Source organism: Rhizobium herbae, from assembly GCF_019511375.1.
GTDB lineage: Bacteria > Pseudomonadota > Alphaproteobacteria > Rhizobiales > Rhizobiaceae > Pararhizobium > Pararhizobium herbae_A.
This window is the reverse complement of record NZ_JAEUAO010000005.1, coordinates 184,518-206,229: the sequence shown is the minus strand read 5'-3', so window position 1 is coordinate 206,229 and position 21,712 is coordinate 184,518. Positions and strand designations below refer to the sequence as shown.

At 62.9% G+C, this 21,712-nt stretch carries 21 protein-coding genes; 14 read left to right on the top strand and 7 right to left on the bottom strand.

Going from position 1 to position 21,712, the window contains the following annotated elements; translation table 11 throughout:
- Positions 1 to 2: 2 nt before the first annotated feature.
- Together JNB71_RS20000 and fosX are read left to right on the top strand one after the other, a co-directional pair.
- Entirely contained in the window at positions 3 to 1,100 is a 1,098-nt protein-coding gene (locus JNB71_RS20000; RefSeq protein ID WP_220373541.1) for a carbon-phosphorus lyase complex subunit PhnI, read from the top strand.
- Entirely contained in the window at positions 1,097 to 1,516 is a 420-nt protein-coding gene (fosX, locus tag JNB71_RS19995) for a FosX/FosE/FosI family fosfomycin resistance hydrolase (RefSeq protein WP_220373540.1), read from the top strand. Before JNB71_RS20000 ends, fosX begins: the two co-directional genes overlap by 4 nt.
- A 23-nt stretch (positions 1,517 to 1,539) precedes the next feature.
- Here fosX and JNB71_RS19990 read toward each other — a convergent pair whose 3' ends face one another.
- Positions 1,540 to 1,743, bottom strand: coding sequence for a hypothetical protein (locus JNB71_RS19990; protein ID WP_220373539.1), 204 nt, complete (start codon positions 1,741 to 1,743; stop codon positions 1,540 to 1,542).
- Positions 1,744 to 1,789: 46 nt separating this feature from the next.
- Here JNB71_RS19990 and JNB71_RS19985 point away from each other — a divergent pair, with 46 nt between their 5' ends.
- From JNB71_RS19985 to phnN, 11 genes are all read left to right on the top strand, one after another.
- Entirely contained in the window at positions 1,790 to 2,668 is an 879-nt protein-coding gene (locus tag JNB71_RS19985; RefSeq protein ID WP_220373538.1) for an alpha-D-ribose 1-methylphosphonate 5-phosphate C-P-lyase PhnJ, read from the top strand.
- Between the two features lie 241 nt (positions 2,669 to 2,909).
- On the top strand, positions 2,910 to 3,686 hold the full coding sequence (gene phnK, locus JNB71_RS19980) for a phosphonate C-P lyase system protein PhnK (RefSeq protein ID WP_220373537.1): 777 nt from the start codon (positions 2,910 to 2,912) through the stop codon (positions 3,684 to 3,686).
- Positions 3,687 to 3,749: 63 nt separating this feature from the next.
- Entirely contained in the window at positions 3,750 to 4,457 is a 708-nt protein-coding gene (phnL, locus tag JNB71_RS19975) for a phosphonate C-P lyase system protein PhnL (RefSeq protein ID WP_220373536.1), read from the top strand.
- Positions 4,454 to 5,071, top strand: a complete 618-nt coding sequence (locus JNB71_RS19970; RefSeq protein ID WP_220373535.1) for a DapH/DapD/GlmU-related protein — start codon at positions 4,454 to 4,456, stop codon at positions 5,069 to 5,071. Before phnL ends, JNB71_RS19970 begins: the two co-directional genes overlap by 4 nt.
- 143 nt (positions 5,072 to 5,214) lie before the next feature.
- On the top strand, positions 5,215 to 6,051 hold the full coding sequence (phnC, locus tag JNB71_RS19965) for a phosphonate ABC transporter ATP-binding protein (RefSeq protein ID WP_220373534.1): 837 nt from the start codon (positions 5,215 to 5,217) through the stop codon (positions 6,049 to 6,051).
- Positions 6,052 to 6,140: 89 nt separating this feature from the next.
- Positions 6,141 to 7,046, top strand: coding sequence for a phosphonate ABC transporter substrate-binding protein (gene phnD, locus JNB71_RS19960; protein WP_220373533.1), 906 nt, complete (start codon positions 6,141 to 6,143; stop codon positions 7,044 to 7,046).
- A gap of 110 nt (positions 7,047 to 7,156) precedes the next feature.
- The gene (gene phnE / locus JNB71_RS19955; protein WP_220373532.1) at positions 7,157 to 8,119 is read left to right on the top strand and encodes a phosphonate ABC transporter, permease protein PhnE; all 963 of its coding nucleotides are present in this window, start codon (positions 7,157 to 7,159) and stop codon (positions 8,117 to 8,119) included.
- Positions 8,120 to 8,128: 9 nt separating this feature from the next.
- Complete coding sequence (phnE, locus tag JNB71_RS19950; protein WP_220373531.1) at positions 8,129 to 9,634, top strand: phosphonate ABC transporter, permease protein PhnE; 1,506 nt, start codon at positions 8,129 to 8,131, stop codon at positions 9,632 to 9,634.
- A 118-nt stretch (positions 9,635 to 9,752) separates the two neighbouring features.
- Positions 9,753 to 10,460: a DUF1045 domain-containing protein gene (locus tag JNB71_RS19945; protein ID WP_220373530.1), complete on the top strand. Its 708-nt coding sequence runs from the start codon at positions 9,753 to 9,755 to the stop codon at positions 10,458 to 10,460.
- A 1-nt stretch (position 10,461) separates the two neighbouring features.
- A complete protein-coding gene (locus tag JNB71_RS19940; RefSeq protein ID WP_220373529.1) occupies positions 10,462 to 11,601 on the top strand; it encodes an alpha-D-ribose 1-methylphosphonate 5-triphosphate diphosphatase in 1,140 nt (379 codons plus the stop codon).
- A complete protein-coding gene (gene phnN / locus JNB71_RS19935; RefSeq protein ID WP_220373528.1) occupies positions 11,601 to 12,191 on the top strand; it encodes a phosphonate metabolism protein/1,5-bisphosphokinase (PRPP-forming) PhnN in 591 nt (196 codons plus the stop codon). Before JNB71_RS19940 ends, phnN begins: the two co-directional genes overlap by 1 nt.
- Before the next feature lie 3 nt (positions 12,192 to 12,194).
- Here the strand turns inward: phnN and JNB71_RS19930 are convergent, their stop codons facing one another.
- The 6 genes from JNB71_RS19930 to hglS all read right to left on the bottom strand — a co-directional run bounded on the left by JNB71_RS19930 (position 12,195) and on the right by hglS (position 20,429).
- Positions 12,195 to 13,184 (bottom strand): lysophospholipid acyltransferase family protein, encoded by a 990-nt coding sequence (locus tag JNB71_RS19930; RefSeq protein ID WP_220373527.1) that lies wholly within the window; start codon positions 13,182 to 13,184, stop codon positions 12,195 to 12,197.
- A 5-nt stretch (positions 13,185 to 13,189) separates the two neighbouring features.
- Complete coding sequence (locus JNB71_RS19925; RefSeq protein ID WP_220373526.1) at positions 13,190 to 14,608, bottom strand: cytochrome P450; 1,419 nt, start codon at positions 14,606 to 14,608, stop codon at positions 13,190 to 13,192.
- A gap of 164 nt (positions 14,609 to 14,772) precedes the next feature.
- Entirely contained in the window at positions 14,773 to 16,005 is a 1,233-nt protein-coding gene (locus tag JNB71_RS19920; RefSeq protein ID WP_220373525.1) for a pyridoxal phosphate-dependent aminotransferase, read from the bottom strand.
- A 25-nt stretch (positions 16,006 to 16,030) separates the two neighbouring features.
- A complete protein-coding gene (amaB, locus tag JNB71_RS19915; RefSeq protein ID WP_220373524.1) occupies positions 16,031 to 17,563 on the bottom strand; it encodes an L-piperidine-6-carboxylate dehydrogenase in 1,533 nt (510 codons plus the stop codon).
- 33 nt (positions 17,564 to 17,596) lie between these two features.
- The gene (locus JNB71_RS19910) at positions 17,597 to 19,018 is read right to left on the bottom strand and encodes an FAD-binding oxidoreductase (RefSeq protein WP_220373523.1); all 1,422 of its coding nucleotides are present in this window, start codon (positions 19,016 to 19,018) and stop codon (positions 17,597 to 17,599) included.
- Positions 19,019 to 19,028: 10 nt separating this feature from the next.
- Entirely contained in the window at positions 19,029 to 20,429 is a 1,401-nt protein-coding gene (gene hglS, locus JNB71_RS19905; protein WP_220373522.1) for a 2-oxoadipate dioxygenase/decarboxylase HglS, read from the bottom strand.
- Positions 20,430 to 20,544: 115 nt separating this feature from the next.
- Here hglS and JNB71_RS19900 point away from each other — a divergent pair, with 115 nt between their 5' ends.
- Complete coding sequence (locus tag JNB71_RS19900; protein ID WP_112859129.1) at positions 20,545 to 21,438, top strand: LysR family transcriptional regulator; 894 nt, start codon at positions 20,545 to 20,547, stop codon at positions 21,436 to 21,438.
- Positions 21,439 to 21,712 lie beyond the last annotated feature (274 nt).

Sequence of the window (21,712 nt, the reverse complement as noted above, 5' to 3'; positions counted from 1 at the left end):
GCATGTATGTTGCCGTCAAGGGTGGCGAAACCGCCATCGCCAATGCGCACCGCCTTCTCGCCGACCGCCGCCGGGGAGACCGGTCGCTGCCCGCGATCTCCATCGACCAGATCGTCGCCCAGCTCGGCCTCGCCGTCGATCGCGTCATGGCGGAAGCCTCGCTTTACGACCGCGAGCTGGCAGCGCTTGCCCTGCGGCAGGCGCGCGGCGACATGATCGAAGCGATCTTCATCCTTCGCGCCTATCGCACGACGCTGCCACGGTTCGGCCTGTCGGTGGCGATCGATACGGCCAGGATGAAGATCGAGCGCCGCGTCTCGGCGACCTACAAGGATCTGCCCGGCGGCCAGCTGCTCGGGGCAACCTTCGACTATACCCACCGCCTGCTCGACCCGTCGCTGCTTACGGACGAGCCGGTCGCCGATCCGGTCCGCAAGCAGGCTGACGAGAGCGCGATGATGCGCGTTTGCGATATTCTCGCCGATGAAGGGCTGATCGAAGCCGACGGCAGGTTGCCGCAGGACCATGTCCCGGGCGACCTGACGCGCGAGCCGCTTGAGTTTCCCTTGGCCCGCGACCTGCGCCTTCAGGCCTTGGCGCGCGGCGACGAAGGCTTTCTGCTGGCGCTCGCCTATTCGACGCAGCGCGGCTATGCCCGGACCCATCCCTTCGTTGGCGAAGTCCGCATCGGTGAGGTCGAGGTCGAACTCGACATGCCGGAGCTCGGTTTTGCGGTGTCGCTGGGCCGCATCCAGGTCACGGAATGCCAGATGGTCAACCAGTTCAAGGGCTCGGCCAGCAACCCACCGCAATTCACCCGCGGCTATGGTCTCGTCTTCGGCCAGAGCGAACGCAAGGCGATGGCGATGTCGCTGGTCGATCGGGCGCTTCGGGCAGAGGAGTTCGGCGAGGATATCGTCGCACCGGCGCAGGACGAGGAATTCGTCATTTCGCATTCCGACAACGTCCAGGCGACCGGTTTCGTCGAGCACCTGAAGCTGCCGCACTACGTCGATTTCCAGGCCGAACTCGATCTCGTCCGCCGCATGCGCGCCGAATATGACGCAAAGTCCGGCGGGGTCCGGGAGGCGGCGGAATGATCGAGGATCTCTCCCACATCACTTTCATCGTCAGCGATCTCGACCGGATGACGGAGATCCTCGAAACGGTTTTCGGCGCCAAGCAGGTTTACGAGAGCGGCGAAAAGCAGATCTCGCAAGCACCGGAAAAATTCTTCACCGTCGGCGATCTCTGGATCGCGATCATTCAAGGCAAGGGCCTGAGCGAACGCACGTATGATCACGTCGCCTTCAAGATAAGGGATGAGGATATCGATATTTATCTCGAACGCATCCGCTCGCTCAATCTCGATGTCATGCCGCCGCCCCCGCGCGTGGAAGGCCAGGGGCGGTCGATCTACTTCCACGACGCCGACAACCATCTCTTCGAACTGCACAGCGGTACGCTTGCAGAGCGGCTCGAGACGTATTCCCGTTTGGAGGAGGCGCCCGAATGATATTGCCGTTATCGCACGGTGGATCAGTCGCCCCCACCGTCTCCGCCGCCACAGTCGCCGCCGGTATCCCCGTCGCCCGACGCATAGAGGCCGCCGTCGCCACCCGATCCCGCCGCCTGGCTTTTCCTCTTTCTCGCGGCGCGGTCGCCCAGGATGACGATCACCAGCACGACAAGCCCCGCCAGAAAGAGCGGCAGCACGTTGAAGACGCTGGGTTCGGCTTCCATTCCGGATCTTTCTCCCGTGGTCCTCTGCATCTCAAGGTAATCGACAATGCCTGACCTTGCCACATACAACTTCGCCTATCTCGACGAGCAGACCAAGCGGATGATCCGCCGGGCGATCCTTAAGGCGATCGCCATACCCGGCTATCAGGTTCCCTTCGCGTCGCGCGAAATGCCGATGCCCTACGGCTGGGGCACCGGCGGTGTGCAGGTGACGGCGGCGATCCTCGGGCCGGATGACGTGCTGAAGGTCATCGACCAGGGCGCAGACGACACGACCAATGCCGTCTCGATCCGCGCCTTCTTCCAGAAGGTCGCCAATGTCGCTGTGACGACGAAGACCAGTGAGGCGACGATCATCCAGACCCGCCACCGCATTCCGGAGGAACGGCTGAAGACCGGCCAGACACTGGTCTATCAGGTGCCGATTCCGGAACCGTTACGGTTCCTCGAACCGCGCGAGACCGAGACCCGCAAGATGCATGCGCTGGAGGAATACGGCCTCATGCATGTCAAGCTCTATGAGGACATCGCCCGCAACGGCCATATCGCCACGACCTATGCCTATCCGGTCAAGGTCGAAGATCGCTATGTGATGGATCCTTCGCCGACGCCGAAGTTCGACAATCCGAAAATGCACATGTCGGAGGCGCTGCAGCTGTTCGGCGCCGGCCGCGAAAAGCGCATCTACGCCGTGCCGCCCCATACCGAGGTCGTCAGCCTCGACTTCGAGGACCATCCGTTCGAGATCCAGCATTTCGACAAGCCCTGCGCGCTCTGCGGCGCCGAGCACGTTTATCTCGACGAGGTCGTGCTCGATGACCACGGCGGTCGCATGTTCGTCTGCTCCGATACCGATCACTGCGAGGATCGGCGGGCGCATGGCCATGCCGGTGAGATGCTGGCGCGACAGGAGGCAGCGGAATGAGCGGGTCGGCTGAGCGTTTACCGAGGGGTTACCCCCCTCTGTCACTTCGTGACATCTCCCCCTCAAGGGGGGAGATCGAGCGGCTGAGCCCTCCGTCTCCATTCGTACTTTCGCCGTTGCGGCAAATCCCGGCGGTGGGCTGGGCTGTGTGGTGCGTCCAGCCGATCTCCCCCCTTGAGGGGGAGATGTCCGGCAGGACGGAGGGGGGTAACCCTCTGCACGGCACGAAGGAGATGCAGAGATGACGACAACACCCCTCCTCAAGGTCAGCGACATCTCGAAATTCTACGGCGGGCGTATCGGCTGTCGCAATGTCTCCTTCGAGCTCTGGCCGGGCGAAGTGCTGGCCATCGTCGGCGAATCCGGTTCCGGCAAGACGACGCTGCTCTCCTGCCTTTCCACGCGGCTTATGCCGACCTCCGGCGTCGTCGAATATCACATGCGTGACGGCCAATACCGCGATCTTGCCCGCATGGGCGAGGCCGAGCGCCGTTTCCTGATGCGCACGGACTGGGGTTTTGTTCATCAGAACCCGGCCGATGGCCTGCGCATGACGGTTTCGGCCGGCGCCAATGTCGGCGAGCGGCTGATGGCAGTCGGCGACCGGCACTACGGGCAAATCCGGGCCACCGCCACCGACTGGCTGCGCCGTGTCGAGATCGAGGAAGACCGCATCGACGATCAGCCGCGCGCTTTTTCCGGCGGCATGCGCCAGCGGCTGCAGATCGCCCGCAATCTCGTCACCTCCCCGCGTCTCGTCTTCATGGATGAGCCGACCGGCGGCCTCGACGTTTCAGTGCAGGCGCGCCTGCTGGACCTGGTGCGCGGCCTCGTCCACGACCTCGGCCTGTCGGCGATCATCGTCACCCATGACCTCGCCGTCGCCCGCCTTCTCTCGCATCGAATGATGGTGATGAAAGACGGTGTGGTGATCGAAGAGGGCTTGACCGACCGCGTGCTCGACGATCCGCGCGAGCCCTACACCCAGCTTCTCGTTTCCTCCATTCTGCAGGTCTGAGCACGGGCCCGTGAAGCCGGAACCAGTGTTCGCACGGAACATGCTCCAACAGGAAGAACAGACATGCCGACACCGCTTGTTGTTTCCGAAGTCGCCAAGAGCTTCACCATGCATCTACGCGACGGCATCACCTTGCCGGTGGTCGCCGGCGTTTCCTTTTCCGTCAAAAAGGGTGAATGCGTCGTGCTCGGCGGTCCGTCCGGCGTCGGCAAGAGTTCGATCCTGAAGATGCTCTATGGCAACTACGCCGTCGATGCCGGACAGATCCTGATCGAGCATCGCGGCCGTCTGGTCGATCTCGCCAGCGCCGCGCCGCGCTCGGTGCTTGAGGTCCGCCGCGACACGCTCGGCTATGTCAGCCAGTTCCTGCGCGTCGTTCCCCGCGTGTCGGCTCTCGACGTCGTTGCCGAGCCGCTCCTGGCGCGCGGCGTTTCCCATCCGGAGGCAAGCGAAAAGGCGTCCGATCTGCTGGCAAAGCTCAACCTGCCGCGTGAACTCTGGCAATTGCCGCCGGCGACCTTCTCCGGTGGTGAGCAGCAGCGCGTCAATATTGCCCGCGGTTTCATCACCGACCATGCGGTCCTTCTGCTCGACGAGCCGACGGCGTCGCTCGACGCGCAAAACCGCCGCGTCGTGGTCGAGATGATCGCCGGCAAGAAGGCCGAAGGGGTCGCACTTCTCGGCATCTTCCATGACGAGGAGGTGCGCGACGCCGTTGCAGACCGCATCCTCGACGTCTCTGCCTTCTCGCCCAGAAAGGCTGCCGCATGATCAAGAAACTGGCCGAACAGCCGACGATCCATCCGACGGCGACCGTCAGCGAATCGACGCTTGGCCGATATACCGAGGTGGGCGAACGCTGCCGGATCGACGAGGTCGAATTCGGTGATTATTCCTATATTGAACGGGATGGGTCGATCTGGTGCGCAACGATCGGCAAATTCGCCAATTTGGCGGCCTCCGTGCGCATCAACGCCACCAACCATCCGACATGGCGGGCGACGCTGCATCACTTCACCTATCGCGCCTCCAGCTATTGGCCGGATGCTGACGTGGAACAGGATTTCTTCGCCTGGCGGCGGAAAAATCGGGTCGTCATCGGCCATGACGTCTGGATCGGCCATGGAGCGACGGTGTTGCCGGGCGTCACCGTCGGCAATGGCGCGGTGATCGGCGCGGGAGCTGTCGTGGCGAAGGACGTTGCGCCCTACACGATCGTCGGCGGTGTTCCGGCAAAGCCGATCCGCGAGCGCTTCGGCCGGGAGATCGCCGAGCGCTTCGAAAAGCTCGCTTGGTGGGACTGGGATCATGCGAAGCTCCGCGATGCGCTGAATGATTTCAGGATGCTGGATGCCGACGCATTTCTCATCCGTCACAATGCCTGATTTCAGCCCCTGCCAACCCTGTGCCGCCGGGGTTTGTGGACTGTAACAAAACAGACATCGAACTGACATTCCCCCTTCATCATGCGCCGCTAATGCAAAGGTCGACCGATGATCGGTCCCACTGCCAAAGAGGACGAGTGCCCATGTTCCAGCTGAAGAACGTAACGCGACAGTTCGGCAAGAAGATCGCCGTCAACTCGGTTACCTTCGACATTCCGCAGGGTCAGATGGTCGGCATCATCGGCCGGTCCGGCGCGGGCAAGTCGACGCTGCTGCGGATGATCAACCGGCTCAACGACGTATCGTCGGGCTCCATCCATTTCGGCGATCTCGAGGTCTCCTCGCTGCGCGGTGCGGCGCTGCGCAGGTGGCAGCGCGATTGCGCGATGATCTTCCAGCAGTTCAATCTGGTGCCGCGTCTCGATGTACTGACCAACGTGCTGCTTGGCCGCCTCAATCACCGTTCGACGGTGCTCAGCATTCTCAACATGTTCACCCGCGAGGAACGCATCATGGCGATCGGCGCGCTGGAGCGGCTCGGCATCGAGCAGACGGCGCTGCAGCCGGCAGGCACGCTTTCCGGCGGCCAGCAGCAGCGCGTCGCCATCGCCCGCGCCCTCATGCAGCAGCCGAAGATGCTGCTCGCCGACGAGCCGATCGCCTCGCTCGATCCGCTCAATGCAAAGATCGTCATGGATGCGCTGCGCGACATCAACGAGCGCGACGGCATCACCGTCGTCACCAATCTGCACACGCTGGATACGGCGCGCAATTACTGCGAGCGGATCATCGGCATGGCACATGGCCGCGTGGTTTTCGATGGTCAGCCCAGGGACCTGACGGCGGCGGCCGTCGCTGAAATCTACGGAGGCGGTGCGCAAATCGAGGAATCGATGACCTCGACCAGCATCAGCATTCCTGCCGCGCAGGACAATCAGAAATCCGCCGGCGTCAAGCCGCTGGCACTGGCCGGGCTGTAAGCGCCCGCCAGGATCGAAAGCCCACGTCACGGGCGCATCCTCGCAACCGAATGTGAACCGGCGCCGCCGGGATAACAGGAGAAGACTCTATGTTGAAGAAAGCCCTTCTGAGCGCCGTTGCGCTCTTTGCCCTGATCGGCCACGTTCAGGCTGAAGACCTCAAGGAATTCCGCGTCGGTATCATTGGCGGCGAAAACGAAGCCGACCGCCTGCGCAACTTCCAGTGCCTCGGCGATCACCTGAAAACCGCGCTCAACGTCGAGAAGGTGTCGTTCTTCCCGGCGGCGGACTACGACGGCGTCATCCAGGGTCTGCTCGGCGGCACGCTCGATTTTGCCGAACTCGGTGCTTCCGGCTACGCCAAGATCTACCTCGCCAAGGCTGACGCCGTCGAGCCGATCCTGACGACCGAACAGACCGACGGTTCGACCGGCTATTACTCGATCATGGTCGCTCGCAAGGACAAGGGCTTCACCAAGATCGAGGACCTCAAGGGCAAGAAGCTCGGCTTTGCCGATCCGGACTCCACCTCCGGCTACCTGATCCCGAACGTCACCCTCCCGGAAACGATCGGCATGCCGGTCAAGGAATTCTTCGCCGAGACCGGCTTCGGCGGCGGCCATGAAAACCTGGTGCTGGAAGTGCTGAAGGGCACCTTCGATGCCGGCACGACCTTCGGTTCGGGCATCGGCGACTTCAAGGAAGGCTACACCTCCGGCAACCTGCGCAAGATGGTCGACAAGGGCATCCTCGACATGAACGACCTGGTCGAACTGTGGCGCTCGCCGCTGATCCCGAACGGCCCGACCGTTGTCCGTTCGTCGCTCAGCGCCGACATCAAGGCCAAGTTCAAGCAGTTCATGCTCGACCTGCCGAAGACCGATGCGGCCTGCTTCGCGGCTGTCGAAGGCGGCGAGTACAAGGGCTTCGTCGAAGTCAACTCCGATTTCTACAAGCCGATCATCGACGCCCGCAAGTCGACCATCGGCGGCTGATATCGCCTGAATTCAAGACGCTGGCCGGTCCTGCCGGCCAGCGTTCCGCGTCTGGACAGGCTTCAGGGGCATGATGTCCGCTGAAGCCGCCTCGTTTTGCCGGAGATTCCATGGCCACGTCAGCGCCTTTCCCGACCTTGAGCGATAACGGCGCTGTGGTCGAACGCCACTGGCAGGAGCTCAATCTGCGTCGCCGGACCTACACTTTCATAGGTCTTGCACTGCTTGCCATGGCTCTCTCCGGGTCTCTCTGGTTTGCCAACGAGACCAATGCCGGCAAGTTCTTCGACCGGCTGCCCTATTTCTTCGATTTCGTCGGCGATCTCGTGCCGCGCGACGGCGCCGAAATCGGCCGCGCCATGTTCGATCTAGCCTCGCCCTATGACGACGGCAGCCTCAAGTACAACTATCCTGAAGGCCGGATGTATCTGACGGACACGATCTACGTGCCGGAATATGTCTACAGGATGCTGGAAACGCTGAATATCGCGATCTTCTCCACCATTTTCGGCATGTTCTTCGGCTTCATCCTCTGCTTCCTTGCGGCCCGCAACCTGATGCCGAACCCTTGGGTGCGGGGCCTCGTCCGCCGCCTCATGGAGATATTGCGGGCTTTTCCGGAAGTGGTCATCGCCGGCTTCTTCCTCGCCATCCTGTCCCTCGGGCCGATCCCGGCGATGATCGCCGTATCGATCCATACGGTCGGCGCGCTGGGTAAGCTGTTCTTCGAAGTTGTCGAAAATGCCGACATGCGGCCGGAAGAGGGGCTCAGGGCCACCGGCGGCAACTGGATCGAACGGGTCTGGTTCGGCATGGTGCCGCAGGTCCTGCCCAATTTCATGAGCTACGCGCTGCTCAGGCTCGAGATCAACGTGCGCGCCTCGACCATCATCGGCGCCGTCGGCGGCGGCGGTATCGGCGAGCCGCTGCGGCTGTCGATCGGCCAGGCGCATGAGGCAAAGACGCTCGCCATCATCATCCTGTTGTTCTCGACGATCATCGCCGTCGATCAGTTTTCCGCATGGCTGCGCCGCCGCCTCGTCGGCGACCAGGCCTTCCAGCTTGCGCAATAGGAGCGGACCATGACCGTCAACACCATGATGAACGCCGCCGAGATGGAAGCGATCGCCGCCCGGCATCCGCATCTGATCCATGGTTCGTCGCGCAAGCGCATCCGCTCGGCCCTGATCTTTGCCGGCATCGCGCTCTACATGATCTATAGCTGGTGGTTCTTTTCGATCGGCCAGGTCCTGACGAACGCCAATTGGGGCATCGCCGGCACGTACCTGGCCGACTGGGTCTCGTACGAAGTTCGCCCGGATATCAAGATCGCCGCCGACGGGGCGATGCAGGTCGTCTATCCGCGCTTCTCGCCGCTCGGTCCCGATGCCAGGCCGGAATGGGTGAAGATCGAGACGAAGACGATAGAGCGTACCATCGATGCGCCGGCCGCGACGCAGCAGGCTCTCCCAAAGAGCTCCACCTTCAGCTTCATGGCGCCGAAAGCGGCAGTCGGCCGCAGCGCGGAAGCCGAAGTCAAACCCGAAAGAAGCAGCGAAGAGGTCGTCAGCCGGGCAACGATCAGTTTCAACAGCGCGACCAGCGTCGATGTCGTCGATCGCACTGTGACCGCCACGCATAACGGCGAGACGCTGCTGATCGATCTTGATCCCGGCCGTGGCGTGCAGCCAAAAGGCGACCTGCCGGATTGGGCGACACAGAAGCGGCCGGGCGAAAAGATCACGCTCGCCTTCGGCATGACCGGCTGGGCAGATGTCGATGTGGAAAAGGTCAGCATCCACAACCGCTTCCCCGGCTGGGCCAATTTCATCTTCGACACCAGCTCGCCGTTCTTCAACAAATCCTTCGGCGAAGTGGCAGGCCTGATCTTCGCTGGAGAGCGTCTCGATCCGGCGCGGTCGAACCTGTCGCTCGCCTGGAACAACATTCTCTACAATGCCGAATGGCAGCATCTCGACGTCTGGACCAAGCTGTTGCAGACCATTGTCATGGCCTTCGTCGGCACCTTGTTTGCCTCGATCGTCGCCTTTCCGCTGTGCTTCCTGGCGGCGCGCAACATCACGCGCAACGGTGTACTCAACCAGGTCACCAAGCGCTTCTTCGACTTCCTGCGCTCCGTCGACATGCTGATCTGGGCGCTGTTCTTCACCCGTGCCTTCGGCCCCGGGCCGCTGGCCGGCATGTCGGCGATCTTCTTCACCGATACCGGCACGCTCGGAAAGCTCTATTCGGAAGCACTGGAGAATATCGACGACAAGCAGCGCGAGGGTGTGAAGTCGGTCGGTGCCGCGCCGCTTGCCGTGCAGCGGTATGGCGTGCTGCCGCAGGTTCTGCCGGTCTTTGCCAGTCAGGCGCTCTATTTCTGGGAATCCAATACGCGGTCCGCGACGATCATCGGCGCGGTCGGTGCCGGCGGTATCGGCCTTAAACTCTGGGAAGCGATGCGAACGAATTCCGACTGGGAAAACGTCTGTTACATGGTTATCCTGATTCTCATCGTCATTTTCATTTTCGACAGCATCTCCAATCTTCTGCGCTCGCGACTGATAGGCCAGAAAATACATTGAAAAACGTGCCGGTTCATCGCCGGCCATCACGATAATGTCACGAAAAGCGGTTAGCGACGGCGTCTCATCGGCCCCGTCCGATCGACGTTCCCGTGACGCCCTCGATAGGAAATGGACCGTGCGCTACGCATTCTATTTGACGCCGGACGAAGACCACCCGCTGACGATCGCAGCGGCGAACTGGCTGGGCAGCAATCCGTTCACCGGCGAAACCAGGGCTCTCCAGGCTGCCGGGGATTTCGATGCAGCCGAACTGACGGCCCTGACCGCCGATCCGCGCCGCTACGGATTTCACGGCACGCTGAAGGCGCCGTTTCGCCTTGCCGCGGCAAAAACCGAAGCACAGCTGCTTGCCGCCTTCGATGGTTTTGCCGCCGAATGCCCGCCTTTCGAGATACCGGAAATGACGCTGGGGCAGCTCGGACCGTTTTTTGCGCTGGTGCCGGCGGCGGACTGTGCGGAACTGCAGGCGCTTGCCGACGAGACGGTGCGGCGCTTCGAACCTTTCCGGGCGCCTCTCTCGGCTGAGGATTTCTCGCGGCGCAAGCCGGATTCGCTGAGCGATGCGCACCGGAGCAATCTGCTCTCCTGGGGCTACCCTTATGTGTTCGAGAGCTTCCAGTTCCACATGACGTTGACCGGCCCGGTGCCGGTGGAGCGGCAGGCTGCAATGAAGGCGCTGCTGGAGCAGATTTTCGCGCCCTTTATCGGCAAGCCGCTCTCTGTCACGTCGCTGGCACTGTTTACCGAACACGCGCGCGGCGCGCCTTTCACCGTCCACACGCTCTTGCCGCTTGGCGGCACATCCCAACGAAAGATGGCATGACATGACTGCTGAAACCGTTCTTTCCAATGCCCGCATCGTGCTTGAGGACCAGATCCTCACCGGCTCGGTGCTGATCCGCGGGGGCAAAATCGCCGATGTCTCGGAAGGCGCCGCCCGCACTGGTGAGGACTTCGAAGGCGATTACCTGATTCCCGGCCTGGTCGAGCTGCACACCGATCATCTGGAAGCGCATTACTCGCCGCGCCCCGGCGTTCGCTGGCTGAAGATGGCGGCGATCCAGGCGCATGACGCGCAGGTTGTCACCTCGGGCATCACCACGGTGTTCGACTGTCTGCGCATGGGCTCCGACGAGGACGGCGGCTTCGAGCAGGGCGAGATGCGCGAGATGGCGGACGCGCTGGCGCAGGCCGCCAGGGAAAATCGCCTGCGCGCAGACCATCGCATCCACCTGCGCTGCGAGGTCTCGACCGATAACGTGCTTGCGCATTTCCAGGAATTCGAGAACGACCCGCAGGTCGGCCTCGTCTCGCTGATGGATCATGCGCCGGGCCAGCGCCAGTTCCAGACGATGGATCAGTACACGCTCTACTACAAGAACAAGCGCGGCATGACGGACGAGGCCTTCGCGGCGTTCTGTGCCCGCCAGCAGGCGCTTTCGGCCAAATACGCCGGACCGCATCGCACCGAGATCGCTAGGGCCTGCGCCGAGCGTGGCATCACGATTGCCAGCCACGACGACGCGACCATCGCTCATGTCGAGGAATCGGTTGGTTTCGGCATTCGCCTAGCCGAGTTTCCGACGAGCTTCGAAGCGGCGGAAGCCTCGCATGCGGCTGGCCTGAGCGTCTTGATGGGTGCGCCGAATATCGTGCGGGGCAAGTCGCACTCCGGCAATATCGCGGCGCGTGACCTTGCCGAACGCGGTGTTCTTGACGTGCTGTCCTCCGACTACGTGCCGTTCAGCCTGATCCATGCGCCCTTCGTGCTGTCGGACGAGGTCGAAAGCGTCAGCCTGCCGCAGGCGCTTGCCATGGTGACGGCGACGCCAGCCCGCACTGTCGGTCTCAATGATCGCGGCCGAATCGCCCCCGGCTTGCGCGCCGACGTCGTGAGAGTTCACCGACAGGAGGGCATCCCGGTCGTCCGGTCCGTCTGGCGCGAAGGCCGGCGGGTCGCCTGATGGACGGATATCCAACGAACCCCGCAGGCGCGATGGTCGTCGTCGTAGGCCCGAGCGGTGCCGGCAAGGACAGCGTGATCGGCTTCGTCGCGCAGCGTTTCGTCGGCCGCGTCGACATCGATTTCGTCCGCCGTGTGATCACCCGTCCCTCTGATGCCGGCGGCGAGGATCACGAGAGCGTATCCGAGATCGACTTCGACGCCCGGCTTGCAGCGGGCGATTTCGCTGTTGCCTGGAAGGCGCACGGGCTGCAGTATGGCATTCCTCGCGAGGCTCTCGACCGCGTGCGTGCCGGGCGCATCGTTATCGCCAATGGCAGCCGCGGCGCACTCGATCAATTCCGGCAAGTGTTCCCGAAGGTCGTGGTCGTCAATATCACCGCGTCGCCGGCAGCGCTTGCTCAGCGCCTCGTCGCTCGCGGGCGGGAGAGCGAAGCAGACATCCTGAAACGGCTGCAGCGGCAGACACCCGATATTCTCGACGAGGCCGATGTCACGACGATCGACAACAGCGGACCGCTTGAGATCGCCGGATCGCGCTTTGTCGCCCTTGTCGCCGAACTTCAGGGGACGGCGTTGGAGACCGGATAAAGATCAAAGGGCGTTGTCGAGGAAATACCACTGGTCGAGATGGGCGCGGACGACGGGCTCGATGATCGAATTGAGCAGCAGGACGTCGTCAATCAGGCGCTCGCCGGGTTTGTTTTCTGGCGGCAGCGTGATCGGCGGGAGCGCGAAAGCTTCGAAATGCGCCCCTTCCTTGCGCAGGATATAGCCCGGGCAGATTGTCGCCTGCGTCAGCCGGGCAAGCCGCACGACGACCGCGAGATTGCCTTCGAGATGGGGAGGACGATCGAAGAACGGGCCACGGATCTTGCCGGCAAAACCCTCGTCGCAGAACACCGAAATCGCACCGCCTTCCTTCAATATCTTCAACGCCGGCCGTATCCCCTCCTTGCCCGGCGGCATAAGGCCGTATCCCAGCTTGCGCCGGACCCGCTCGGCGATCCAGGCCCGCGCCCGTCCGGCGGGCGGCGTATAGTTGGCGGATGGGTTCAGTCCGAGTTCAACGAGCTTCGGGGCATAAATCTCCCAGTTTCCGAGATGCATGCCGACCATGATCACCGGCCCCTTCGCGTGGGACTCGGTGAAATAGTTGAGATTGTGCCAGACGACGCGTCGCGCCAGACGCCCGACAATCGAGAACTCCGTCATGATGCGTCCCTGGTTTTCCCAGTTTCGCTTCAGAATACGGTCGCGTTCTTCTTCGGTCGCATCCGGCAGAAGCCGCTCCAGGTTCTTCCGCGCCTTCTTGACTGCGGATTTATGCCAGCGAGGCATGACAAAAGCGCCAAGCCGCGCGCCTGCCGCCGAACAGACCCGCGCCGGCATGGCTTTCAGTCCGAAATGGACGGCGAGGTCGAGGAGGTTCTGGATATTGTCGGTCACATGGTAGCGAAATGCCGCCCGGCGCCGGTCGGCGTTCGCAAACAGATCCGCGAGCGGCGGCGCGGCCGGGGCGCTGTAGACCCAGGCGGACCGTTTCGCCGGAACGCTCTTCGCCTTTTTGTTCGCCTCGACCATGGGCTCTACACCCTTTCTCGCCGGTGCAGCGTCACCGGCAGGCCTCCGCGCGGCCGCAGCGTCAGGCGGCACTGCGGCTCGACCCTGGCATCGTCGGCAACGCGCACCCTGAAGCGCTGCGCGAGGATCGCCAGGCACAGGATCGCCTCCGTGAGGCCGAATTGCAGCCCGGGGCACACGCGCGGCCCGCTCGCAAAGGGGATGTAGCTGTAGGGGATCGGTCTCTGCCCGTTCAGGAAGCGCTCCGGCTTGAACAGATGCGCGTCCTTGAAAAAAGCCTCGGTGCGATGCAGCAGCCACGGCACGATCAGGATCAGCGAAGCCGGCTTGACGTCGATATCGCCGATCCGGTCGGCTTCGTTCGTCTGCCGCGCAAGAATCGGCACCGGCGGATAGAGCCTGAGCGTTTCCTCGATTACCGCCCGGCACCATTCGAGCTGCGGGATGTCGTCAAGTGTCGGCACGCGGTCGCCGCAGACGCGGGCGATCTCCTCATGCAGGGATTTTTCCACCCAGCCGGCCCGCGACAAGAGGTACCAGGCCCAGGTCAGTGTCGCCGCCGTCGTCTCATGGCCGGCCATGAAGATCGTCGCCGCCTCGTTGCGCAGCGCCACCACGTCGAGCTTCAGCTCCGGATTGCGGTTCTGCCGGCGCACCAGGAGCTCGATCATCGAATTGTTGTCGCCGCGGCCGGCCAGATGGTCCTCCACCACCTTGTCGATGATCTGGTGGATGCGCGAAACGGAGCGGCGCAGTTTCGGCGTGCGCAGCACCGGCAGGCCATCATCGAAGCCGAGAAAATAGCCGATGTTGACGGAATCGATCAGCGATTGATAGCTCTCGAACCCCTCGCTGACGGCGCTGGCCGCCTCTTCGCCGAGGTCGTTGCCGAAGACGGAACGCGAGATGATCTCGGCCGTCAGTCCCGCCATCTCGAACAGCGCGTTGACGGGCGCACCGTCCGGCAACGATTCCCAGCGTTGGACGAGCTCGCTGGTCGTGTTTTCCATGATCTTGCCGAACGCCGGCACACGGTTCTTGTGAACGATATCGTTGACCAGCGGGCGGCGCTGCTTCCAGGTTTCGCCATCGGAGATGAACAGGCCGTCGCCGAGCAGGAACTCCAGCGCGCGGCGCATCTGAGGCGTCTTGCGCTCGAAATTCTCGTGCCGTTTGGCGACGACATAGCGGATCGCGTCCGGCGAATTGACGACGACGATCTGTCGTCCGAAGATTTTCATCTGGGTGACGCGGTCGGTATAATCGCCCTTGCGCCAGATCGACAGGAAGTCGTGGCGGGCCTTGAGGATCAGGTTCAGTGGCCGTCCGGGCTTGCCCGTGTAATAGGCGGAATGCGCGGGCTCGAACGACGTCTTCCTGAGTTTTTCAATGATATCCGTCGTTTGCCGTAAACGGGAGAACATGCTCCGGTTGCCCCTCTCTGTGTCCGCTCACGGCTCATCGCGCGCTTCGTTGCGGCTTACCGGATAGCAGCAATTCTCCGCGGCGCAAAATCCTTTCGAAGCTCCCCGGCGCGGCGCGAAAGCCATCCCCGGCCGCGGGTGCTGTCGCGGCCGGTGAAGGGAATTCAGCGCAAGGCAGCGCAAGCCTTTGCAATCCGCTGAAGTGCTTCGCGCAGTTCCGCTTCCGAAGTGGCATAGGAGATGCGGAAGAATGGCGAGAGGCCGAAGGCGGAACCCGGCACGACCGCGACATGCGCATCTTCGAGCAGATAGGCACAAAAATCCGTGTCCGTCTCGATCCGCTTGCCGCCGGGCGTCGTCTTGCCGAGCATGCCGCTGCAGCCCGAGAAGGTATAGAACGCCCCTTCCGGCACGCGGCATTCGAGGCCGTCTATGGCGTTGAGCGCGGCGACGACCAGATCGCGGCGGCGCTTGAAGCTTTCGGTGCGCTCCTTGAGGAAATCCTGCGGTCCGTTAAGGGCTTCGACCGCAGCCGCCTGGCTGATCGAGGACGGACAGGAGGTCGACTGGCTCTGGACGACGGCCATCGCCTTGATCAGCGCGCGCGGACCGCCGCCATAGCCGATGCGCCAGCCGGTCATGGCATAGGCCTTGGAAACGCCGTTGACCGTCAGCGTGCGGTTCTTCAGGCGCGGTTCCAGGGCGGCCGGGGTCACGAAACGAAATCCATCGTAGACGATGTGTTCGTACATGTCGTCGACCAGCAGCCAGACATGCGGATATTTCAAGAGCACGTCGAGCAGCGGCCGGTAGTCCTCGGCGCTGTAGGCCGCACCCGAGGGGTTGGATGGCGAGTTCAACATCACCCAGCGCGTCTTCGGCGTGATCGCCGCTTCGAGCTGCTCGGCCCGCAGCCGGAAGCCGGCTCCGGCATCGCAGGCAATCAGCACCGGCCTGCCCTCGGCGATTTCGACGATGTCCGAATAGGAGGTCCAGTAAGGTGTCGGGATGATCACCTCGTCGCCCGGGTCGAGCGTCGCCATCATCGCGTTGAAGAGGACCTGCTTGGCGCCGGTCGCAACGGTGATTTCGTCCTGTTCGTAGGAGAGATCGTTTTCGCGCGCGAATTTCTTGCGGATCGCGTCCTTCAGTTCCGGAGTTCCGTCGAGCGCCGTGTATTTGGTTTCGCCCCTGAGCATGGCCGCGGTTGCCGCGCGCTTGACGTGGTCCGGCGTGTCGAAATCGGGTTCGCCGGCGCCGAGAATGATCACCGGCTTGCCGTCACGCTTCATGGCTTGTGCGCGTGCGCCGATCTTCAGGATTTCCGAGACGCCGATCGCGGAAATCCGCGAGGCGGGCGAAAAGCCCGCCTCCTCAACCTTGGTGTTGATGGTCATGGTGCAATCCTGTTCGAAGCGCCAATCATTCGATGTCGAACGAGACGCCCTGTGCCAGCGGCAGGGCCTTAGAATAGTTGATCGTGTTGGTGGCGCGCCGCATGTAGGCCTTCCACGAGTCCGAGCCGGATTCGCGGCCGCCGCCCGTTTCCTTCTCGCCGCCGAACGCGCCGCCGATCTCGGCGCCCGAGGTGCCGATATTGACGTTGGCGATGCCGCAGTCGGAACCGTCAGGCGACAGGAACCGCTCGGCTTCCTGCAGGTCGAGCGTGAAGATCGACGACGAGAGGCCGGCTGCGACGGCGTTATGCTCGGCAACGGCGGCGTCGAAATCGCTGTACTTCATGACGTACAGGATCGGCGCAAAGGTCTCTTCGAGAACCGGGCCTGCCTGCTTCGGCATTTCGACGAGAGCGGGTTTGACATAGTAGCTGTCGGCATGGCCGAGATCGACGCGATCGCCACCCGTGACCGAGCCGCCATGGGCCTTGGCTTCGGCAAGCGCCTTCTGCATGTTGTCGAACGCCGGCTTGTCGACCAGCGGACCGACGAGGGCGGTCGATTCCAGCGGATTGCCGACCGATACGCTCTGGTAAGCCTTCTTCAGGCGCGGAACGAGCTTGTCGTAGACGCTTTCGTGAACGAACAGGCGGCGCAATGTCGTGCAGCGCTGGCCGGCCGTGCCCATGGCGCCGAAGGCGATGGCGCGCAGGGCCATGTCGAGGTCGGCCGAGGGGCACACGATGCCACCATTATTGCCGCCGAGTTCGAGGATGGCGCGGGCAAAGCGCTTGGCAAGGCGCGGGCCGACGTCGCGGCCCATGCGGGTGGAGCCGGTCGCCGAAACCAGCGGCACCTTCGGATGATCGACGAGCACTTCGCCGATGGCACGGTCGCCGATCAGCACCTGGGCGAGGCCTTCAGGTGCATCGCCGAAGCGGGCAAGGGCGCGCTCAAAGATAGCCTGCGATGCAAGTGCCGTGAGCGGCGTCTTTTCCGAAGGCTTCCAGACGACGGCATTGCCGCAGACCAGCGCCAGCGCCGCATTCCACGACCAGACGGCGACCGGGAAATTGAAGGCGGAGATGACGCCGATGACGCCAAGCGGATGCCAGGTTTCCATCATCCGGTGGCCGGGACGTTCGGTGGCGATCGTCAGGCCGTAGAGCTGGCGCGAGAGGCCGACCGCGAAATCGCAGATGTCGATCATTTCCTGCACTTCGCCGAGGCCTTCCGACGGTATCTTGCCGGCTTCGATCGATACCAGGCGGCCGAGGTCGGCCTTGTGGGCGCGCAGTTCTTCGCCGAGCAGGCGGATCAGTTCGCCCCGCTTGGGGGCCGGAACGAGACGCCAGGCGCGGAAAGCTGCGTCGGCCTTTTCGATCTTGGCTGCGGCTTCAGCGGCCGAGACCGTCTTCAGGCTGGCGATCTGTTCGCCTGTGACCGGCGAGAAGGAGGCCATGTCGCCGCCGGTGTAGAGCTCCTTGGCGACGCCGAGCTTTTCGAGAAGTGCGGCCGTTTCGTGAACCACGTTCACCGTCTTCGTTGCAATGTTCATGATGAGCAAACTCCCGTTTCTTGTCTCTAAGGACTATCCGAAGCTGACCGTGCCGAGGTCTCCCGGCGAGGTGATGACTTTGAGGCCGTGGGCCATGTCCTTGATCTTCTGGTGTGTATAGAGGTCGTAACAGGCCTGGTTTTTCCGGCCGATGGCATGTTCGGCGCTGAAGCTGCCGTTGAAATCCTGAACGGCGATGGCAAATACCCAGTCGCGCAGCCGCCGCTCGAAGTCCTTGTCCGATGCTGCCGCGCTGTCCTTGGGCACGACAAGATTGAAATGTACGCCGCCGTCGCCGATATGGCCGAAATCGCAGATCGTCACCTCCGCAAAGGTTTGCGGCATCTCGCCCTTCATTCGGTCGCAGAAGGCCATGATATCACCTCTGCGGAAGGAAAGATCGAAGGCGATCAGTTTTCCGGCGTGCTTGACACCCTCGGACAGGGCATGGCGCAGCGCCCACATTTCATGCGCCGGACCGACGAAGGCGTCCGCGAGCGGCGCGTCTTCACTTTCCCAGATTTCCGCCAGCACCGTTTCCAGAACCGCATCGAGCGGCTGTTCGCCCGCGCGCGGCTCCCAGGTCCGGGAGAGTTCGGCGAGAATGACATAATCGGGCACGTTGCCGCCCTGAAACGGGTTTTTCAGCGACGGCACGTGACCGAGCGCCGCTGCGACGGCGTTCTTCGACATGCCCTCGAACGCGGAGAGATAGGCGCCGAGGCGGTCTTCCATGGCGCGCAGCAGCGGCATGACATGGGCGCCGCTTGCCGGTACCAGGTAGGCGGTCGCCACCTGCTTCGGCAACGGTTCGAGATTCAGCACGCATTCCGTGATGATGCCGAAGGAACCGGCGGTGCCGATGAACAGCTGTTTCCAGTCGATGCCGGTGTTGTTCTTGCGCAGCTCCGAGGTGAGGTCGAGGATAGTGCCCTCGCCGTCGGCCAGCACCACCTTGATGCCGAGCGTGTTGCGGCGCACATCGCCATATTTCAGGAAGCGCGAGCCGCCGGTATTGGTCGCGAGCATGCCGCCAAGGCGCGGATCGGCGCTAAGGTCGATCGGAAAGAACAGGCCGTGCCTTTCGAGCCTCTGGTTGACGTCCGATAGCCGGAAACCGGCGCCAGCGCGCAGCGACCGATTGTCGAGGTCGAGATCGAAGCGCTGGGTCATGCGGTCGAGGCTGAGCACGGCTTGAGTCCCGCTCGCATCCGGCGTCGAGCCGGAAACGAGGCCGGTATTGCCGGACTGCGGAACGAGCGGAATGCCGTGTTTCACGCAATAGCTGACCGCCGCCGAGACCTCTTCGGTCGTCTGCGGCCGCAGGACGAGTGCGGCCCGGCCCTCGTCATAGCGCGCGCCGGTCTGATAGGCCGCCATGTCCCGTGGCTCGGTGACAACACCCTTGTCGCCGAGAATACCGGTCAGTGCGGCGATATGCGCTTGGTCAATCATCGTTTCAGGTTTACTCCGCTGCCTCGGCGCAGGAAAGCATCTGAACGCAATCGGCGATGGATGCCTGCTCGATGCCGGCATAGTGATCGAATTCGTTCAGCACCTTGGCGCCGAGATCGAGCTCGAAGCGCTGCTGGTTCGGGCTTGCCACGAATTCCTGCGCGGCATCGTCGCCGAGGTTGGACTGGAAGATGCCGGCGGCGCTGACCGGCAGGAAGTCCTCGTAGACGATCGGATCGAACTGGACGAGGCCGTCTTCGATCAGGCTGTCGAGGCTTTTTTCGGCATTGACCTTCGCCTTGCGGCCCTTGGCGGTCAGCGAATAGGCGAAATAGCCGAGGCCTTCGGCGCGGATGCCGGCCCAGGTATCGGGGAATGGGACGAAGGCTTCGGCGAGCGCCTTTTCATACTCCGCCGCATTCGAGCCGTCGGCGGCAGGGCGAACGATCTTGCGGGAGGCGTTCAACAACTCGTCGTAGAGCGCGCGGCCCTTCGGCGTCAGCGCGATGCCGCGCTGTTCGATCTCGCCGAAACGGGCGGTGTGCGAGCCCGCGTGCCAGCTGCCGTCGCCGGCCTGGAAGGAGACCGGCTCTTCGAGCGCCTTGAACGAGGTCTGGCGCAGCAGGATGGCGCATTTGCGGGTCGGCGGCCCTTCGACGATCGCCTTCGGCGCAATGCCGCGATCGGGCATGCGCGCCTGGACGGCGTCGATGTCGAGCGTGCGAGGCGTCAGGTGGTTGATGTGCGGGCCCTTGAAGGAAACGACGTCGGCAATCAACCGGTGGGCGTCATGCAGCCGCTGGTACATCTGCGGGCTGACATTGGCCTTGTCGTGCCAGCGGAAGGTCTCGAGCGCTTCGGCAACGAAACGCTCGGCATCGGCCTTGTCGAGGCCGCCTTCTCTCTCGGCCTTTTCCGTCAGGGCGACGGCGCCGGACGTGAAGATCTGCCGCTTCGACAGGATCTGCTCGGCCTCGGTGCGCAGGGTCTCGTCGGCGATCAGGTCGAGCCTGAGCAGCGAGGTAAAGACGCGAAACGGGTTCTTCTTCAGGCTGGCGTCGCCGACCGGGCGAAACGCCGTCGAATGAACCGGGACGCCCGCCGTCGAGAGGTCGTAGTAGCCGACGGGGTGCATGCCCATGACGGCAAAGACGCGGCGCATCATCGAGAGTTCGGCAGACGTACCAAGGCGGATCGCGCCATGTCGCTCTTCGGAAATGCGATCCAGCGAATCGGTATCCTCGAGCCTGGCCTGCAGATCGGGGTCGGCCGCGAGGGTTTCGGCGTTCACCTGCCCGACCAGTTCCATCAGCGTGCCGTAGGCAGGCACTTCAGTCCTATACATCGCGGACATGGCGGCCGAAAAGGCCGCACGGATCTCGTCGCTGGATACGAAACTATTCTCTTTCACGGCAGCACGCCTCGCAGTATTGAATGGATGGGGTCGATCATTCTCATTTCGTATCATATCCGGGTCGAATGAGCATTGATTGCGACTGTTGTGACTATGATCATGCGAGGCGGGAATGAAGTTGAGCAGACGACTGGTTCCAGACATCACCACGCTGCAGGCGTTCGAATGCGCTGCGCGCCACGGCAGTTTCACCCAGGCCGCGGCTGAGCTGAACCTGACGCAGAGCGCCGTCAGCCGCCAGATCAAGGATCTCGAAGGCCAGATCGGCGTGCTTTTGTTCGAACGCGTCCGCCAGCGGGTGATCCTCTCCGACGCGGGCCAGAAGTTCCTGCCCGAGGTGCGCAGGCTGCTGACGCAATCGGAGGAGCTGATGGTGCGGGCGATGGCCTCGGCGCGCTCGGAATCGACCCTCTCGATCGCCTCGCTGCCGACCTTCGGCAGCCGCTGGCTGACGCCGCGCCTGCCGGATTTCCTGAAGCGGCATCCCGGCACGGTGATCAATATTGCCTCACGCTCCCAACCCTTCGATTTCGAGGAGCAGAACTTCGATCTCGCCATTCACTATGGCCAGCCCGTCTGGGCGCATGCGACCTGCAGCTATCTCTGCAGCGAGATCATCGTGCCCGTGGCAAATCCTGCGCTTTGTGAACAGCATCCCATGAAGGAGCCGGGCGAATTGGAAGACAAGCCGCTGCTGCATCTCGCCACTCGCCCGAAGATGTGGGCGCAATGGTTCGAGCACAACGGCGGCGAGATGAAGTCCGCTTATCGCGGCAACCGCTTCGACCAGTTTTCGATGGTCATCGAAGCGGCTGCGGCCGGTCTCGGTTTTGCGCTTCTGCCGCGCTATTTGATCGAACAGGAACTTGCGAGCGGCCATTTGCGCGTGGTGTTCGACCGGCCGATGCAGACCGAAAACAGCTATTACCTGGTCGTGCCGGAAGGCAAGCTGGAAAATCCGATCAGCCAGGCTTTCCGTGGCTGGATCACAGCGCAGGTCGGCTAGGATTCAGGCCCTGCTGACTTGCAAAATGAAATGCGGAACCTTTCCGCGCGGCACGCGTTCCGGGCCGGATGAACAGTGTGGAAGAGACAGCCCCGGGGGATTTCACTTCATTTGACGCGAAAGAGGACCACGTCACTGGTCGTTCTTTAGCGCGGTATGATAGAATTCGCCCCGCGGGAGCGTCCAACTCCTTGCAACACATTGGCACTACGGCTAAAAAATGCCCATTTCTTGCATCACGCAGCCCTGACAGCGAAGCGACTGCCGCCTTCAC

Bases quoted from the DNA above. Each gene is read 5' to 3' on its own strand.
- phnD (WP_220373533.1), top strand. From the start codon at position 6,141: ATGTTGAAGAAAGCCCTTCTGAGCGCCGTTGCGCTCTTTGCCCTGATC.
- phnN (WP_220373528.1), top strand. From the start codon at position 11,601: ATGGACGGATATCCAACGAACCCCGCAGGCGCGATGGTCGTCGTCGTA.
- JNB71_RS19970 (WP_220373535.1), top strand. From the start codon at position 4,454: ATGATCAAGAAACTGGCCGAACAGCCGACGATCCATCCGACGGCGACC.
- JNB71_RS19985 (WP_220373538.1), top strand. From the start codon at position 1,790: ATGCCTGACCTTGCCACATACAACTTCGCCTATCTCGACGAGCAGACC.
- JNB71_RS19925 (WP_220373526.1), bottom strand. From the start codon at position 14,608: ATGTTCTCCCGTTTACGGCAAACGACGGATATCATTGAAAAACTCAGG.
- JNB71_RS19910 (WP_220373523.1), bottom strand. From the start codon at position 19,018: ATGATTGACCAAGCGCATATCGCCGCACTGACCGGTATTCTCGGCGAC.
- JNB71_RS20000 (WP_220373541.1), top strand. From the start codon at position 3: ATGTATGTTGCCGTCAAGGGTGGCGAAACCGCCATCGCCAATGCGCAC.
- phnK (WP_220373537.1), top strand. From the start codon at position 2,910: ATGACGACAACACCCCTCCTCAAGGTCAGCGACATCTCGAAATTCTAC.
- amaB (WP_220373524.1), bottom strand. From the start codon at position 17,563: ATGAACATTGCAACGAAGACGGTGAACGTGGTTCACGAAACGGCCGCA.
- fosX (WP_220373540.1), top strand. From the start codon at position 1,097: ATGATCGAGGATCTCTCCCACATCACTTTCATCGTCAGCGATCTCGAC.
- phnL (WP_220373536.1), top strand. From the start codon at position 3,750: ATGCCGACACCGCTTGTTGTTTCCGAAGTCGCCAAGAGCTTCACCATG.
- phnE (WP_220373531.1), top strand. From the start codon at position 8,129: ATGACCGTCAACACCATGATGAACGCCGCCGAGATGGAAGCGATCGCC.
- JNB71_RS19920 (WP_220373525.1), bottom strand. From the start codon at position 16,005: ATGACCATCAACACCAAGGTTGAGGAGGCGGGCTTTTCGCCCGCCTCG.
- JNB71_RS19930 (WP_220373527.1), bottom strand. From the start codon at position 13,184: ATGGTCGAGGCGAACAAAAAGGCGAAGAGCGTTCCGGCGAAACGGTCC.
- phnC (WP_220373534.1), top strand. From the start codon at position 5,215: ATGTTCCAGCTGAAGAACGTAACGCGACAGTTCGGCAAGAAGATCGCC.
- phnE (WP_220373532.1), top strand. From the start codon at position 7,157: ATGGCCACGTCAGCGCCTTTCCCGACCTTGAGCGATAACGGCGCTGTG.
- JNB71_RS19940 (WP_220373529.1), top strand. From the start codon at position 10,462: ATGACTGCTGAAACCGTTCTTTCCAATGCCCGCATCGTGCTTGAGGAC.
- JNB71_RS19900 (WP_112859129.1), top strand. From the start codon at position 20,545: ATGAAGTTGAGCAGACGACTGGTTCCAGACATCACCACGCTGCAGGCG.
- JNB71_RS19990 (WP_220373539.1), bottom strand. From the start codon at position 1,743: ATGGAAGCCGAACCCAGCGTCTTCAACGTGCTGCCGCTCTTTCTGGCG.